This window comes from Ramlibacter sp. (assembly GCF_028292805.1).
GTDB lineage: Bacteria > Pseudomonadota > Gammaproteobacteria > Burkholderiales > Burkholderiaceae_C > Ramlibacter.
The window spans coordinates 1-15,239 of the sequence record NZ_JAQGLS010000301.1 but is presented as its reverse complement, the minus strand read 5'-3'; the positions used below and the strand labels follow the sequence as shown (position 1 = coordinate 15,239).

Sequence of the window (15,239 nt, the reverse complement as noted above, 5' to 3'; positions counted from 1 at the left end):
CGAACGGTCGTTCTTTTTCGAATTATAGACATCTCGCCCAGCGCCCCGGCGCTTGCTACTCCCCGGCAGGCGCCTGCGAACCCAGCTGGCCTTGCGGCCCAGGCTGGCCTTGCCCCCGCATCACAACCGGCCCTTCCACCCGCACCACCCGCTGCGGATAAGGGATGTCGATGCCGGCGGCGCGCAACCGCTGGAGGATGCCCAGGCTGACGTCCGACCTGGCCTTGCCCTGCGCCGCCGGCTCACCGACCCAGAACGACAGCTGGAACTCCAGGGCGTCGGGGCCGAAGCGCTGCATGCGGCACACCGGCGCCGGCTCCTTGAGAACCGTCGCTTCCGCCAGCGCGGCCTCCAGCAGCAATGCCTGGGCCACGTCGACATCGCTGTCGTAGCCGATGCCGATGTCGACGGTGACCAGCAGGCGCGGGTCGTCCAGCGAAAGGTTCTCGATGCGCTCGGTGATCAGCTTCTCGTTCGGCACGATCGATTCGCGGCCGTTGCCGGCGCGGATCAGCGTGTAGCGGGTCTTGATGTCCGCCACCACGCCTTCGAAGCCGTCCACGCGGACGGTGTCGCCGATGCGCAGGCTGCGCTCGAACAGGATGACGAAGCCGCTGACGTAGTTGGAGGCGAGCTTTTGCAGGCCAAAGCCCAGGCCGACGCCGATCGCGCCTCCCAGCACCGACAACGCCGTCAGGTCAACCCCCACCGCCGACAGGGCGAACAGGAAGCCCACCAGCAGCAGCACGGCCCGCATGATGTTCGACGCCACCTTGCGCAGCGACAGGTCGTGGATGTTCTGGCGCAGCAGCTTGCGCTCCACCGTCGCCGAGATCCACAGCGCCACCACCAGCACCACCCCCAGCGACAACACGCCCTGCACCACGTCCAGCAGGTTGATGGTCGACTTGCCGAAGGCGAACTGGATGCCCTGCATCTCGGCCTTCACGGCTGGCAGCAGGCCCAGGATCCACAGCACCGCGGCCAGCCAGGCCACCCAGGAAAAAAGGCGTTCGGCCGCGCGCGCCAGCCCGGAGGCCGGGAACACGACGGTCAGCACGCGCGCCAGCAAGCGGATGCCGGCCAGTGACAGCAGGATCGGCGTGGCGATGCGCAGCAGCGGCACGCGATGGAAGTCGTCCAGCACGATGCGCGCGATGTAGGTGAGCGCCAGCGCCAGCAGCGGGAACAGCACGCCGTCCACCAGCGCGCGGCCAAACCAGACCGAATCCTTGGGCCGGTGCCGCCCCAGCAGCCAGCAGACCGCGTACGCGATCACCAGGGAGCCCAGCAGCGCGCCGATGTCCCAGCCCAGGTCGCCGGCCGAGAAGTCGGCCATCAATCGCTCCAGGGGCGTCATGCGGCCGACGCGCGCCAGTCGGGCAGGCGCTTCTCGGTGAAGGCGCGCACGCCTTCCTGCGCGCAGTCCTCCATCATGTTGGCCGCCATGGTCTGGGCGGCCAACTGGTAGGCCGCTTCCGGCCCCAGCTCGCGTTGGCGATAGAACAACTCCTTGCCCATCGCCAGCGCCAGGCGCGGCTTGGCCAGGATGCTGTCGACCAGGCGGGCGAGTTCGGCATCCAGGCCCTCGGCAGTGGCCACGCGATTGACCAGGCCGCGCTCGCGGGCCTGCCGGGCCGTGATGAAATCACCCGTCAGCAGCATTTCCATGGCCTGCTTGGCCGGCACGTTGCGCAGCAACGGCACGCTGGGGGTGGAGCAGAACAAGCCGAAGTTGACTCCGCTGACGGCGAAGCTGGCATCCTCGGCCGCCACCGCCAGGTCGCACTGCGCCACCAGCTGGCAGCCGGCCGCGGTGGCCAGGCCTTGCACGCGCGCGATCACGGGCACCGGCAGCTGCTGCAGCGACAGCATCATGCGGCTGCACCGGGCGAACAGCTGCTGGTAGTAGGCCAGTTCCGGCTGGCCGATCATTTCCCTGAGGTTGTGGCCGGCGCAAAAAGCCTTGCCGCGCGCGGCCAGCACCACCACGCGCGCGCCTTCATCGGCGGCCACGCGGCCGATCGCGGCTTGCAGCGCGGCCAGCATGTCCTCGGACAGCGCGTTGAAGCTGGCGGCCCGGTTCATGGTGAGCGTCACCACGCCGCGGGCGTCCCGCTCTTCGATGACCGGTCCATCGCTCATGCCAGGTCCGCCAGCACCCGCACGTGCGCTTCCACGCTGCGGCCCAGGGCGTCCAGGTTGTAGCCGCCTTCCAGGCAGGAGACGATGCGGCCCTTGGCATGCCGGCTGGCGACGTCGCGCAGCTGCCGGGTGATCCAGGCGTAGTCGGCCTCCACCAGACCGAGCTGGCCGAGGTCGTCGTCGCGGTGGGCGTCGAAGCCGGCGCTGATGAAGATCATCTCGGGGCGGAAGGCCTCCAGCCGCGGCAGCCAGGCCTGCTCGACGATCTGGCGGATTGCCGGGCCGCGCGTGTACGCGGGCACCGGCACGTTGACCATGTTGGCGGCGCGTGGCGCATCGCCGCTGTACGGATAGAACGGATGCTGGAAGATGCCGACCATCAGCACGCGCTCGTCGCCCGAGAGGATATCTTCGGTGCCGTTGCCGTGGTGCACGTCGAAGTCGACCACCGCCACCCGCTGCAGGCCATGGCGCTCCAGCGCGTAGCGGGCCGCAACGGCAACGGCGTTGAGAAAGCAAAAGCCCATCGCGCGGTCGCGGGTGGCGTGGTGCCCCGGCGGGCGGATGGCGCAGAAGGCATTTTCCAGCTCGCCCGCGATCACCGCGTCGGTGGCGGCCAGAGCGGCGCCGGTGGCGCGCAGCACGGCGTTCCAGGTGTGGCCGTTCATGGCGGTGTCGGGGTCGATGTGCAGCAGCTCGGAGCCGCCGGCCTGCTCCTGCTCGGCCAGTTCATCGGCCAGCCCGCGCAAGGCGGCGACATGCATGCGGCCGTGCGCGAGTTCGAGGTCGAAGGTGCTGGCCAGTGGCGCTTCGCGCCGCTCCAGCGTGTCGCCCAGGCCGGAGGCCAGCAGGCGGTCCTCGATGGCATCGAGGCGCGCGGGGCATTCGGGGTGCCCGCGGCCCATGTCGTGCCGCCGGCAGTCGGGATGAGTGAAATATCCGGTCTTGTTCACCGCTGGCTCGGCCTGGTTCGAATTTCGGATAACGTCGCGCCTCATGGAAGCACAAGAAAAACTCAAGGCGCTGCTCGATCAGCTTAACACGGTGATCGTCGGCAAGCCGTCCCAGGTGCGCGACTGCGTGGCTTGCCTGCTGGCGGGTGGCCACCTGCTGATCGAGGACGTGCCGGGGGTGGGCAAGACCACCCTGGCCCATGCGCTGGCGCGCGCCTTCGGACTGCATTTCTCCCGCGTCCAGTTCACGGCCGACCTGATGCCCAGCGACCTGTCGGGCGTGTCGATCTACGACCGCGGCAAGGAAAGCTTCGTGTTCCACCCGGGCCCGGTGTTCGCCCAGGTGCTGCTGGCCGACGAGATCAACCGCGCCAGCCCGAAAACGCAGAGCGCGCTGCTGGAAGCCATGGAGGAAAAGCAGGTGACGGTGGAAGGCGAGACCCGCGCCCTGCCCTCGCCGTTCTTCGTGATCGCCACCCAGAACCCGCACGACCAGCTGGGCACCTTCGCCTTGCCCGAGTCGCAGCTCGATCGCTTCCTCATGCGCATCTCGCTGGGTTACCCGGACCGCGCCGCCGAGCGCGCGCTGCTGGTCGGCGCCGACCGCCGCGACATGGTGGAACACCTGGGCAACACGCTGTCGCCCGCCGACCTGCGGGTGCTGCAGCAGCAGGTGATGGCGGTGCACGCGGCCGATCCGCTGCTCGATTACGTGCAGGACCTGGTGCACGCCACCCGCTCCGGGCGCTGGTTCCTGCAGGGCCTGAGCCCGCGCGCGGCCATCGCGATCATCCGCGCCGCCAAGGCGCAGGCGCTGCTGTCCGGCCGCGACTACGTGGCGCCCGACGACGTGCAGGCGATCTTCCCGCAGACGGTGGCGCACCGCCTGATCCCGGTGGGCGATGCGGGGCGGGGTCCGGTGGAGCAGGTGCGGGCGATGCTGGAGGCGGTGGCGCTGCCATGAGCGAGGTTCAGCCTTCGGCGTTCGGGCTCGAGCGTGGAAGCGGGAACACGCTCAACCCCGCCGGCCTGGTTCGGCGCAGGTTTCGCCAGTGGTTGCAGGCGCGACTGCCGCTGGCCGACACCGTCACGCTGACGCAGCGCACCGTCTACATCCTGCCGACGCGGCCGGGCTTCATGCTGGGGCTGACGCTGCTGGTGCTGCTGGTCGGCTCCATCAACTACCAGCTGAACCTGGGCTACCTGCTCACCTTCCTGCTGGCCGGCAGCGCGGTGGTCGGCATGCACGTGTGCCACGCCACCTTGCGCGGCCTGACCCTGAACCTGTTGCCGCCGGCGCCCCAGTTCGCCGGCGCCAGCGCCACCTTGTCGGTGGTGCTGTCCAATGCCCGCGACAAGGTGCGCCACGGCATCGGCCTGGCGGTGCTGGACGTCACCCATGAAGACCGCTGGGCCTGGACCGACGTGCCGGCGCAAGGCACCTGCACCGTGCAGGTCGCGTTCCGGCCGCAGCGGCGCGGCCTGCACCGGATCCCGCCGCTGACGGCGGAGACGCGCTTTCCGCTGGGCACTTTCCGGGTCTGGACGGTGTGGCGGCCGGCGGCGCAGGTGCTGGTCTACCCGGCGCCCGAACCGTTTGCACCGCCGTTGCCGCCGGGCCAGCCGCGCGCCGGCGGCGGTGGCGCCGCCCGGGCCCAGAGCACCGGCGAGTTCGAGGGCGTGCGGGCCTACCGGCGCGGCGACCCGCTCAAGCTGGTGGTGTGGAAGAAGGCCGCCAAGTCCGACGAACTGGTCAGCCGCGACACCATGCAGTCGCAGCGCTACGAGCTGTGGCTGGACGCGGCGCAGACCGGCACCAGCGACCCCGAAGGGCGATTGTCGCGGCTGGCGGCGTGGGTGCTGCAGGCCGACAAGCTGGGGCAGGACTTTGGCCTGCGGCTGCCTGGCCTGGAGGTCGAGCCGGCCAGCGGCGAAGGCCACAAGCGGCGCTGCCTGGAGGCGCTGGCGCTGTGCTGAGCCTGTCCGCTTTCTCCCCGGCCCGTCTGGGCGCGCTGCCGCGCGACGCCCGCGACACGCTGTTCCTGCTGCTGGTGATCGGCTGGGTGATGCTGCCGCACGTGGGCAACCTGCCTTGGTGGTGCTCGCTGCTGGCGGCCGCCGTGCTGGCCTGGCGCGGCACGCTGGCCGTGCGCGGCCGGCCGCTGCCGGGCCGCTGGTGGTTGCTGGGGCTGCTGGCCTTCACGCTGGTGGCGACCTGGATGACGCACCGCACGCTGCTCGGGCGCGATGCCGGCGTGACGCTGATCGTGGTGCTGCTGGCGCTCAAGACGCTGGAGCTGCGGGCGCGGCGCGACGCCTTCGTCATCTTCTTCCTGAGCTTCTTCACGATGCTCACCAACTTCTTCTTCTCGCAATCGCTCACCGTCGCCGCCGCCATGCTGGTGGCGTTGCTGGGGCTGCTGACGGCGCTGGTCAACGCCCACATGCCGGTGGGCCGGCCGGCGCTGGCGGAGGCGGCGCGCACGGCCGGCTGGATGGCCTTGCTGGGCGCGCCGATCATGGCCGTGCTGTTCCTGCTGTTCCCGCGGTTCGCGCCGCTGTGGGGCATTCCGGGCGATGCGATGACCGGCCGCAGCGGCTTGTCGTCCAGCATGCAGGTGGGCAACGTGGCGGCGCTGGCGCTGGACGAAACCATCGCCTTTCGCGTGCGCTGGCAAGGCCAGCCGCCGCCGCAACACCAGCTGTACTGGCGCGGCCCGGTGCTCACGCAGTTCGACGGCCGCGAGTGGCGCCCGCTGATCCCGCGGCTGCAGACACGCTTTCCGCCGGTTTCGGTGGGCGATCCGCAGCTGGCCGGCCTGGGCGCGCCGGTGGAGTACGAGGTGACGCTGGAGCCGCACAACCGGCCCTGGCTGCTGACGCTGGACGCCGCCGTGCGCCCGCCCTCGGTGCCGGGCATGGAAACGGCGATGACGGGCGAGCTGCAATGGATCTCGTCGCGCCCGGTCACCGACCTGCTGCGCTACCGGGCCCAGAGCCACACCCAGTTCCGCCACGGGCCGCAGCGAAGGCTGGCGGTGCTGCCGGAGTACAGCCAGCTGCCGCCGGGCTTCAACCCGCGCACGCTGGCGCTGGCCGGCGAGATCATGCGGGCCAACGCCGACGGCGATGCGCCGGCGCTGGTGCAGGCGGCCTTGGAGCGGCTGCGCACCGGCGGCTACGTCTACACCCTGGAGCCGGGCGTCTACGGCGAGCACACCGCCGACGAATTCTGGTTCGGCCGCAAGGAGGGCTTTTGCGAGCACATCGCCTCGGCCTTCGTGGTGCTGATGCGGGGCATGGGCATCCCCGCGCGCATCGTCACCGGTTACCAGGGCGGCGAGGTCAACAACATCGACGGCTTCTGGACGGTGCGCCAGCGCGACGCCCACGCCTGGTCCGAGGTCTGGCTGGAGGGTTCCGGCTGGGTCCGGGTCGACCCGACCTCCGCCGTCGCCCCGGCCCGCACCGGCTCGTTCCAGCGGCTGGGCGCCGCGCGCGGAGTGCTGGCCACCGCGATGGACAGCGTCGACCCGACGCTCAGCGCCACCGTCCGCGCCACCTGGGAGGCCATGAACAACGGCTGGAACCAATGGGTGCTGAACTACACCCAGAGCAAGCAACTCGATCTGCTGCGCAACCTGGGCTTTGCGTCCCCGAGCTGGGAAGACCTGAGCTACGTGCTGCTGTTCATCATCGTCACGCTGGCTCTGGCTGGCGCCGCCTGGACCCGGTGGGACCGCATGCAGCACGACCCGTGGCTGCGCCTGCTGGGCCGGGCCCGCAAGCGCCTGCGCGAGGCCGGGCTCGCCGCTCCCGCCACGGCGCCGCCGCGCCAGCTGGCGCAGCTTGTGACCACACGTTTCGGCCAGGATGCGCGAGGATGGGCGGACTGGCTCCTCAAGCTCGAAGCGCAGCGTTATGCGCGCGCGCCGGCGGAGAGCCTGCCGGCGCTGCGGCGCGAATTTCAACAGCTTGCCTTGCCCACCTGAATCCGAATGTTCGCCACCTTGTCCCTGCGCCCTGTCCTCACCCTCCTGTTGGCCGCCGTGCTGGCCGCACCCGCCTTGCACGCCCGGCCGGCCCCGGCCGCGGCCGAATTGGCGCAGGCCGCACCGGCCAAACCCGCCCAGCGCAAGCCGCGCGAGCGCGTCGGCACGCCCTATGCCGGCAACGAGGAAGCAATGAAGCTGGCCGACGAGATCGCCGCCAAGCGCGGGCTCGATGCGGAGTGGGTGCGGCGCATGGTCGGCCAGGCGCAGATGCTGCCGGTGGTGGCGCGCCTGATGCAGCCGGCGCCCAGCGGCACGCCCAAGAACTGGCGGGTCTACCGCAGCCGCTTCATCGACGGCTTCCGCATCCGGGCCGGCGTGCGCTTCTGGCAGGACAACCGCGCGACGCTGCAGCGGGCCGAGCAGGAGTTCGGCGTGCCGGCCGAAATCATCGTCGGCATCATCGGCGTGGAAACCATCTACGGCCAGCAGCTGGGCGACTTTCGGGTGCTGGACGCACTGGCCACGCTGTCGCTCGACTTTCCGGCCAGCCACCCGCGCGCGGAGGAACGCAGCCGCTACTTTCGCGGCGAACTCGAGCACCTGCTGGCCTGGCACGCCGGCGCCCGCACCGATCCGCGCAAGCCGCTGGGCAGCTACGCCGGCGCCATGGGGATGCCGCAGTTCATGCCCAGCAGCCTGGCGCGCTGGGGCGTGGACTACGACGGCGACAAGCGCATCGACCTGACCCACAGCCCCGACGACGTGATCGGCTCGGTCGCCAACTATTTCAAGGGCTACGGCTGGCACCCGGGCATGCCCACGCACTACCCGGTGCGCTTCGATGCGGCCAAGGTCGACATGGAGGCACTGATGGCGCCCGACATCCTGCCGACCTTCAGCGCCGCCAGCTTCCAGGCCAAAGGCGCCGTGCTCGAAGGAGCGGCGCTGGAGCACAAGGGGCCGCTGGCATTGATCGAACTGCAAAACGGCGCAGAACCGCCGCAGTACGTCGCCGGCACCGAGAACTTCTACGTCATCACGCGCTACAACTGGTCCAGCTACTACGCCATGTCCGTGATCGAGCTTGGCGACGAGGTCAAACAGGCGTTCCAGCGCGAGAACGCGAAGCAATGAGCATCACCCTGTCCTCCTGGACCCGGCTCTGGGGCGAGCTGGGCGCCACCACCGTCAACGGCGGGCTGATGAACCAGCTGGTGGCCGCCTACAGCGAGCGGCAGCGCCACTACCACACGCTGCAGCACCTGCGCGAATGCCTGGCGCAGTTCGACGCCGCGGCATCGCTGGCGCGGCGGCCGGCCGAAGTGGAGCTGGCGCTGTGGTTCCATGACGCCGTGTACCAGCCGCAGCGCGGCGACAACGAGGAACGCAGCGCGCAATGGGCCAGCGACAGCGTGCTGGCCGCCGGCAGCGCACCCGAGATCGCCCGGCGGGTGCGCGACCTGGTGCTGGCGACCAAACAGCACACCGCAGCCGCCGACGACCTGGACACCTCGTTGCTGCTGGACGTCGACCTGGCGATCCTGGGGGCCGCGCCCGCGCGCTTCGACGAATTCGAGCGGCAGGTGCGCGCCGAGTACGCGCACATGGAGGAGGCCACTTTCCGCGCGCGGCGGGCCGGCATCCTGGCGGGCTTTCTCGCGCGGCCGCGCATCTATGCCACGCCAGCCTTTCACGACGCGCTGGAACAGCGCGCCCGCGCCAACCTTCAGCGCTCGGTGGTTTCGCTCACGCGCTGAACACTTGCCTGCGCCGCGTCATCGCGCGCGCGCCAGTGTCGCGGCAGGCCGTCGGCCAGCGTCACCCAGTCGAGCTTGCTGCGCACGTAGGTGTGGTCTTGCGAAGGCAGCGCCTCCGGTTCGTCGAGCGTGCAGGTGGTGACGTCGATCTCGTGCGGCGCGTCGTCGCTGGCAAAAGTCAACTGGCTGCCGCAGCGGCCGCAAAAGCCGCGGGTGCCGGTGGGCGAGGAGCGAAAGCAGGTGGGCTCGCCGCGCACGAAGCGAAAGCGCGCGCGCGACACCGTGAACCAGGCCACGAACGGCGCGCCGGAGACCCGGCGGCAGATCGTGCAGTGGCAGTTGGTCAGGCGGGCCGCCTCGCCCTCGGCCTCGTACCGCACTTCGTCGCAAAAACAGCCGCCCTTGAGCTGGCGGTCACTAGCCATGGCTTTACCTCTTTCCGATCCAGGGCAGCAAGTCCGCCAGCTTGCGTTGCCCGCCGGCGTCGAAGCCGGCGATGCCGATCGACTTGAGGACATCATGTCCCATCGGATTATCGTCGATGGTCAGCAATTGCTTCTGGATCGCCTCGACCTGCTTCGGATCGATGCGCCTGACCGCGATCAGCGGAAAGTAGGGCTGCATCACGCTCCGATGCAGCACCGTGTGGCCGGCTTTTTGCCAGTCGCGCGCCAGGCCCGAATAGGACGCCGCGCCCCCCACGTCGGCGAAGCTGCCTTCCAGGTACTGCCCGATGGCGGCCTGCTCGCGCACGTAGGTCACTTTTTCCTGCTCGAGGTTGATGCCCTGGTCGCGCAATTCCGCGTTGCAGAACTTCGCCATGGAGGCGGCCTTTTCCGGGAACACCCAACGCTTGCCCCTGGCTTCGGCCAGCGTCTTGATGGACGAGGTCCTGGGCACGACGATCAGGCATTGGCCGTCCGGCGTGGCATGGGCCACGTACCGGTAGCCATAGTCGCGCATGCCGCGCGCCGGGTAATCGCTGGGACGGGCCATGACGAAGTCGAAGCGGTTGGCTTTCATGCCGTCCTCGAGCTGGCCGAACTCGCGCACGAACACCACCACCACGTGGCGCTTGATCGAGTCGCCGATGATGTTGGCCAGCCCGCCGTACTTGGCCACCACGCGGGCGTGGTCGGTCCCGCCCGAGGTGCCCTCGCTGATGGCCAGCAGCAGGTCTTTCTGCTGCGCCGCGCCGATGGCCGGCACGATCATCGCCATTGCCGCCACCGCCGTGGCGAGCCAGTTGCGTCGTTTCATCTGATCCCCCGATACTGCCTTGGTGCTGCGTTTTGCAACACATGTATCGAGAGTACGCCGGGCACCAGCTCAGCCGCAATGAGGCGCTTGCCCCACCGGGTTAAGCAAGTTTCCTAGTGCTGGTTAGGCGAACCAGGCAAGGAGCGCCTGCCGCGGCCGCTCGATCTGCGCGTCGCGGCAGGCGCCGAAGCCGCGCGCTCGGGTACCAGGGCGATCGGCGCTGTCGCAAAAGTCGCTCCACCCACCCGTCAGGTCGACCCGGCCGGTGCCTTGCACCGGCCGGGTCGCCGAACGGGCCGGCGTCGCCTTTTTGCGGACTGAACCAGTGCGCGTCCAGCGCGTCCAGCGCGGGCAGCAGCGGGCAGCAGCGGGCAGCAGCGGGCAGCAGCGGCGGCAACGTCGACAGGGGCCGGCCGCGGTTGCGGCTGTTCACCTGCCTGCGAGCCGGACCAGCCGACCCGACCCGGGGCTTGCGGCTGAAGGGGCGGCCGCTGCCGCCAACGCGCGCCGGCCGCCGCTGGCGCGCGCAGGTAAGGCACCCCTGCGCCGGGAGGTCCTGCCCAGGTCGTGCGAAAGCGCCCCGCCAGGTCCAGCAAGGCCACGTGCAGCTGCACCGTCAGGTCGCAGCCAGGGGCCCGGCACTCCAGCCCGGGAAGCTCGCCTCGAGCAGCGGCACCAGTTGCGGATGCACCATGCAGACGACGCGGGCGCCCAGCCCCTGCAGCCTGGGCAGCTACCGCAGGGACTGCAGCATGGCGCCCCAGCCTTGCTCGCCGTCGACGGCGATCGCCTTGCCGGCCAGCGGCACCGACGATGCGGGCCAGGGCGCGAGCGCCACGGCTTGGCTGGCATGGGCCAGCGTGCCGTCAAAAATCCCGACTCGCCGCCGTCGGCAGCGCCTGCGCCTGCCAGCCGCGCCGACACCGGGCCGGGTGGATCGCGCACGGCGCGGGTGGACAGTTGCGCTGCTTCGTGAAAGCGGCCGGCGGCGGGCAGCGCCGCCACTTCGTTCACGCCGGCACGAGGAAGTCGCGGCTGATGCGGCCACCGAGTTCGTTCACGCGGTCCAGGAACTGCGTCAGGAAGGCATGCAGGCCATTGGCCAGGATTTCGTCGATGTGGCCGTACTGCAGTTCGGCGCGCAGCTTGCCGGCACGCCGCGCGGTTTCGGACGACTGGTCGTTGGCGACCATGGCCAGATTGCTGACCACCTCGTTCATGCTGGCGTGCAGCGAACGCGGCATGTCGGGCCGCAGGATCAGCAGGTCGGCCACGCGCTCGGGCTTGATCACGTCGCGGTAGACCTTGCGGTAGATCTCGAAACCGGAGACGCTGCGCAAGATCGCGCTCCAGTGGTAGAAGTCGTACTCTTGGTCCTTGGCGCTGGCGGCGCCGAAGAAGTCGCTCTGCACCGCATGGAACTTCACGTCGACCAGCCGCGCGGTGTTGTCGGCCCGTTCCAGGAAGGTGCCCAGGCGCATGAAGTGCAGCGCCTCGTCCATCAGCATGGTGCCCACGGTGACACCGCGCGACAGGTGCGAGCGGAACTTGACCCACTCGAAGAACTGGCCCGGGTCGCGCTCGAAATCGCCGGTGCGCAGCATCCGGTTGACTTCCAGCCAGGTCTGGTTCTGGGTTTCCCAGGCCTCGGTGGTGAGCGAGCCGCGCACCGCCCGCGCGTTCTCGCGCGCGGCCTTCAGACACGACAGGATGGACGACGGATTGCTCTCGTCCTTGACCATGAAGCGCATCACCCGCTGCGGCTCGACGTCGCCGTGTTTGGCCGTGTAGGCCGGCATCAGCTCGCTGATCGACAGCATGCCTTGCCAGCCGACCTGGGCCACGGCGGCCGATTGCGGCAACAGCGACGTCTGGTAGTTGACGTCCAGCATGCGGGCGGTGTTTTCGGCGCGCTCGGTGTAGCGCGCCATCCAGAACAGGTGGTCGGCGGTGCGTGAAAGCATGTGATCGTCCTTGCTCAGACTTCCAGCACCCAGGTGTCCTTGGTGCCCCCGCCCTGCGACGAGTTGACCACCAGCGACCCTTGCTTGAGCGCCACCCGCGTGAGGCCCCCGGGCACCATCTGCACGTCCTTGCCGGACAGCACGAACGGGCGCAGGTCGATGTGGCGCGGCGCGATGCCCTGCTCGACGAAGGTCGGGCAGGAGGACAGCGACAGCGTCGGCTGGGCGATGTAGCGCTCCGGCTCGGCCGCCACTGCCTTGCCGAAGTCTTCGATCTCCTGCCTGGTCGCCGCCGGCCCCACCAGCATGCCGTAGCCGCCGGCGCCGTGCACTTCCTTGACCACCAGATCCTTCAGGTTGGCCAGCACGTACTTGAGGCTGTCCGGATCCCGGCACATGTGGGTGGGCACGTTGGACAGGATGGGCTTTTCACCCAGGTAGAACTCGATCATCTTGGGCACGTACGGGTAGATCGACTTGTCGTCGGCCACGCCGGTGCCGATGGCATTGCACAGCGCCACGTTGCCGGCGCGGTAGACGTTCAGCAGGCCGGCGGTGCCGAGCGTGGAGGTCGGGCGGAACGCCGACGGGTCCAGGAAATCGTCGTCCACGCGCCGGTAGATCACGTCGACCCGCTTGGGGCCGCGCGTGGTGCGCATGTAGCAGAAGCTGTCCTTGACGAACAGGTCCTGGCCCTCGACCAGCTCGATGCCCATCTGCTGCGCCAGGAAGGCGTGCTCGAAGTAGGCGCTGTTGTACATGCCGGGCGTGAGCACCACCACCGTCGGGTCGTCGGTGGTCGACGGCGCGGAGGCGCGCAGCGTCTCGAGCAGCAGGTCCGGGTAATGCATCACCGGCGCCACCTGGTGCGAGCTGAACAGCTCCGGGAACAGCCGCATCATCATCTTGCGGTCTTCCAGCATGTAGCTGACGCCGCTGGGCACGCGCAGGTTGTCTTCCAGCACGTAGTACTCGCCTTCGCCCTTGGCATTGGCGGCGCGCACGATGTCGACGCCGGCAATGTGCGAGTAGATGTTGTTGGGCACGGTCACGCCCATCATCTCGGGACGGAACTGGGCGTTGCGCAGGATCTGCCGCTCCGGCATCACGCCGGCCTTGATGATTTCCTGCTCGTGGTAGACGTCGTGGATGAAGCGGTTCAGGGCCGTGACGCGCTGCACCAGCCCCTGCTCCATCCGCTTCCATTCGTCGGCCGGGATGATGCGCGGGATCAGGTCGAACGGGATCAGCCGCTCGGTGCCGGAGCCGTCCTCGTCCTTGGCGCCGTAGACCGCGAAGGTGATGCCCACGCGGCGAAAGATCATCTCGGCCTCTTCCCGGCGCGAGCGCATCATGTCCTGCGGCTGCCGGCCCAGCCACTGGGCGTAGGTGCGGTAATGGTCGCGCACGCCCTGCACCTGCGTCTGCGACATGCCGCCCATGGATTGCGACTGGAACTGGAACGGTTCCAGTCCGGGTGCCTGGGTGAACATCTCGTCGAATTTTTGCATTGGCGCCATTCTCCAGCGCACAGGATAGCAACTTCCGCCCCTTGTTTCGGCACGCCAGCCACCCCGGACATGCAGATGAGCCGCCGTCCTACTCGGCCTGCACCCGCGCAGCATCGCCGGCGTGGTGCCAGTAGCGGCGCGACACCGCGCGCTCGCACTGCACCAGGCCCGGGCGTTCCGAGCGCCAGGTCGCAGCGCCGCACTGGAACGAGGCTTCCAGCCGCACGCCGGCGGCCCGATAGCGCTCGGCCACCTGCGCCGCCGGGTGGCCGAAGCGGTTGCGGTAGCCGGCCTGCACCAGCGCCACCGCCGGCTGCACGGCCGCCAGCAACGACGGGCTCGACGAGGTCGAGCTGCCATGGTGCGGCACCAGCAGCAGGTCGGCTCGCAGCGATTCGGGCCGCTCCACGAGCACCGCTTCCTGCGCCTTTTCGACGTCGCCGGGCAGCAGCGCGGCGCTGCGGCCGTTGGAGACGTGCAGCACGCAGCTCAAGGCATTGGGCCTGGCCGGCGCCTCGTAGGCCGCCGCAGCCGGATGCAGGATGCGAAAGCGCACGCCGTCCCACTCCCACTGCTGGCCGGCGGCGCAGCGCGGCCCGGGCCGCAGCAGGCGCAGTTCGTGGCCGGCCTCCAGCGACGACAGCAGCGCCGCCCGCGGCTGCATCCGCAGCACCGCGCCGGCGCCACCGGTGTGGTCCTGGTCGCGGTGGGACACGAGCACCGTGTCCACGCTCTCACCAAGGGCGCGCAGCAGCGGCACCAGCACGCGCTGGCCGGCGTCGGTCTCGCGGCTGTAGCCGGGCCCGGTGTCGTACACCAGCGTGTGGGAGGCGGTGCGCACCAGCACGGCGTTGCCCTGGCCGACATCGGCTGCCAGCACCTCGAACTCGCCGGCAGGCGGCCGCGGCGCCTGCCACAGCAATACCGGCAGCAACAACGGCGCGCCGAGCGCGCGGACGCTCCAGGGCAGGCGCATCACCCACAGCAGCCCACCCAGCACACCGGCCAGCGCCGCCCATGGCGGCGGCGCCGGCGCCGACCAGGTGGCGAACGGCACCGCTGCCAGCCACTGCAGCACCAGCGCCAGCAGCGCCACCGCCTGCGCGGCCAGGTCCCACAGCGGCGGCACCAGCGCGCCGAGCATGGCCAGCGGCGTCACCACCAGCGTCACCCAGGGGATCGCGATCAGATTGGCCAGCAGGCCGACCACCGACACCTGGCCGAACAGCAACAGCGACAAGGGCGTCAGCGCCAAGCTCACCACCCACTGCTCGCGCAGCAGGCCAGCGCCGGCGGCGGCCAGCCGGTGCCAGCGCGGGGGCGGCCTGTCCTGCGCGGCGGGCGGACGGCGGCTGCCGCTGGCGAACAGCACGCCCACCGCCACGAAGCTGAGCCAGAAGCCGGCCTGCGTCAGGGCCCAGGGATCGGCCAGCACCACCGCCGCGCAGGCCAGCAGCCACACCGTGGGCCAGGGCCAGTCGCGGGCCCCCAGCCGCAGCGAGGCCACGACGGCCAGCATGCAGACGGTGCGTTGCGCCGGCACGCCCCAGCCGCTGAAGACCGCGTAAGCCGCGGCCAGCAGCACGCCGCCCGCCAGCCCGGCATGCTGCGCCGGCCAGGCCAGGCACAGGGCCGCACCGCGCCGCCACAAGCG

At 70.1% G+C, this 15,239-nt stretch carries 13 protein-coding genes; 5 read left to right on the top strand and 8 right to left on the bottom strand.

What is annotated here, in order from left to right; genetic code table 11:
• Nucleotides 1–55: 55 nt before the first annotated feature.
• From JWP65_RS18300 to JWP65_RS18290, 3 genes are read right to left on the bottom strand one after another with little or no spacing between them, the layout of a single operon-like run.
• A complete protein-coding gene (locus tag JWP65_RS18300; RefSeq protein ID WP_299766328.1) occupies nt 56–1,339 on the bottom strand; it encodes a mechanosensitive ion channel domain-containing protein in 1,284 nt (427 codons plus the stop codon).
• Between the two features lie 17 nt (nt 1,340–1,356).
• Nucleotides 1,357–2,145, bottom strand: coding sequence for an enoyl-CoA hydratase (locus JWP65_RS18295; protein ID WP_299766326.1), 789 nt, complete (start codon nt 2,143–2,145; stop codon nt 1,357–1,359).
• Nucleotides 2,142–3,098: a histone deacetylase family protein gene (locus tag JWP65_RS18290; protein ID WP_299766354.1), complete on the bottom strand. Its 957-nt coding sequence runs from the start codon at nt 3,096–3,098 to the stop codon at nt 2,142–2,144. The genes JWP65_RS18295 and JWP65_RS18290 overlap by 4 nt, the downstream gene beginning before the upstream one ends.
• 43 nt (nt 3,099–3,141) lie before the next feature.
• On the opposite strand from JWP65_RS18290, the gene JWP65_RS18285 reads away from it, so the two are divergent.
• From JWP65_RS18285 to JWP65_RS18265, 5 genes are all read left to right on the top strand, one after another.
• On the top strand, nt 3,142–4,062 hold the full coding sequence (locus tag JWP65_RS18285; protein WP_299766323.1) for an AAA family ATPase: 921 nt from the start codon (nt 3,142–3,144) through the stop codon (nt 4,060–4,062).
• Nucleotides 4,059–5,075, top strand: coding sequence for a DUF58 domain-containing protein (locus JWP65_RS18280; RefSeq protein ID WP_299766322.1), 1,017 nt, complete (start codon nt 4,059–4,061; stop codon nt 5,073–5,075). The genes JWP65_RS18285 and JWP65_RS18280 overlap by 4 nt, the downstream gene beginning before the upstream one ends.
• Nucleotides 5,069–7,090 carry a DUF3488 and transglutaminase-like domain-containing protein gene (locus JWP65_RS18275; protein WP_299766321.1) on the top strand — a complete coding sequence of 674 codons (2,022 nt, stop codon included), beginning with the start codon at nt 5,069–5,071 and terminating at the stop codon, nt 7,088–7,090. Before JWP65_RS18280 ends, JWP65_RS18275 begins: the two co-directional genes overlap by 7 nt.
• Before the next feature lie 192 nt (nt 7,091–7,282).
• Nucleotides 7,283–8,227, top strand: coding sequence for a lytic murein transglycosylase B (mltB, locus tag JWP65_RS18270; protein WP_299766352.1), 945 nt, complete (start codon nt 7,283–7,285; stop codon nt 8,225–8,227).
• On the top strand, nt 8,224–8,850 hold the full coding sequence (locus JWP65_RS18265; protein ID WP_299766320.1) for an N-methyl-D-aspartate receptor NMDAR2C subunit: 627 nt from the start codon (nt 8,224–8,226) through the stop codon (nt 8,848–8,850). The genes mltB and JWP65_RS18265 overlap by 4 nt, the downstream gene beginning before the upstream one ends.
• Here the strand turns inward: JWP65_RS18265 and JWP65_RS18260 are convergent.
• The 5 genes from JWP65_RS18260 to JWP65_RS18240 form a co-directional block, all read right to left on the bottom strand.
• A complete protein-coding gene (locus JWP65_RS18260; protein WP_299766318.1) occupies nt 8,820–9,275 on the bottom strand; it encodes a GFA family protein in 456 nt (151 codons plus the stop codon). The genes JWP65_RS18265 and JWP65_RS18260 overlap by 31 nt on opposite strands.
• Nucleotides 9,276–9,279: 4 nt before the next feature.
• Nucleotides 9,280–10,110, bottom strand: coding sequence for a PhnD/SsuA/transferrin family substrate-binding protein (locus JWP65_RS18255; protein WP_299766315.1), 831 nt, complete (start codon nt 10,108–10,110; stop codon nt 9,280–9,282).
• Nucleotides 10,111–11,120: 1,010 nt separating this feature from the next.
• Nucleotides 11,121–12,074 (bottom strand): alpha-E domain-containing protein, encoded by a 954-nt coding sequence (locus tag JWP65_RS18250; RefSeq protein ID WP_299766312.1) that lies wholly within the window; start codon nt 12,072–12,074, stop codon nt 11,121–11,123.
• 14 nt (nt 12,075–12,088) lie between these two features.
• A complete protein-coding gene (locus JWP65_RS18245) occupies nt 12,089–13,516 on the bottom strand; it encodes a circularly permuted type 2 ATP-grasp protein (protein ID WP_299766350.1) in 1,428 nt (475 codons plus the stop codon).
• 157 nt (nt 13,517–13,673) lie between these two features.
• Nucleotides 13,674–15,239, bottom strand: a 1,566-nt coding sequence (locus JWP65_RS18240; RefSeq protein WP_299766310.1) for a DNA internalization-related competence protein ComEC/Rec2, incomplete at its 5' end; no start/stop codon positions are given.

Coding starts and splice junctions, on each gene's coding strand:
- JWP65_RS18300 (WP_299766328.1), bottom strand. CDS start 1,339: ATGGCCGACTTCTCGGCCGGCGACCTGGGCTGGGACATCGGCGCGCTG.
- JWP65_RS18295 (WP_299766326.1), bottom strand. CDS start 2,145: ATGAGCGATGGACCGGTCATCGAAGAGCGGGACGCCCGCGGCGTGGTG.
- JWP65_RS18285 (WP_299766323.1), top strand. CDS start 3,142: ATGGAAGCACAAGAAAAACTCAAGGCGCTGCTCGATCAGCTTAACACG.
- JWP65_RS18280 (WP_299766322.1), top strand. CDS start 4,059: ATGAGCGAGGTTCAGCCTTCGGCGTTCGGGCTCGAGCGTGGAAGCGGG.
- mltB (WP_299766352.1), top strand. CDS start 7,283: ATGAAGCTGGCCGACGAGATCGCCGCCAAGCGCGGGCTCGATGCGGAG.
- JWP65_RS18265 (WP_299766320.1), top strand. CDS start 8,224: ATGAGCATCACCCTGTCCTCCTGGACCCGGCTCTGGGGCGAGCTGGGC.
- JWP65_RS18260 (WP_299766318.1), bottom strand. CDS start 9,275: ATGGCTAGTGACCGCCAGCTCAAGGGCGGCTGTTTTTGCGACGAAGTG.
- JWP65_RS18255 (WP_299766315.1), bottom strand. CDS start 10,110: ATGAAACGACGCAACTGGCTCGCCACGGCGGTGGCGGCAATGGCGATG.
- JWP65_RS18250 (WP_299766312.1), bottom strand. CDS start 12,074: ATGCTTTCACGCACCGCCGACCACCTGTTCTGGATGGCGCGCTACACC.
- JWP65_RS18245 (WP_299766350.1), bottom strand. CDS start 13,516: ATGGGCGGCATGTCGCAGACGCAGGTGCAGGGCGTGCGCGACCATTAC.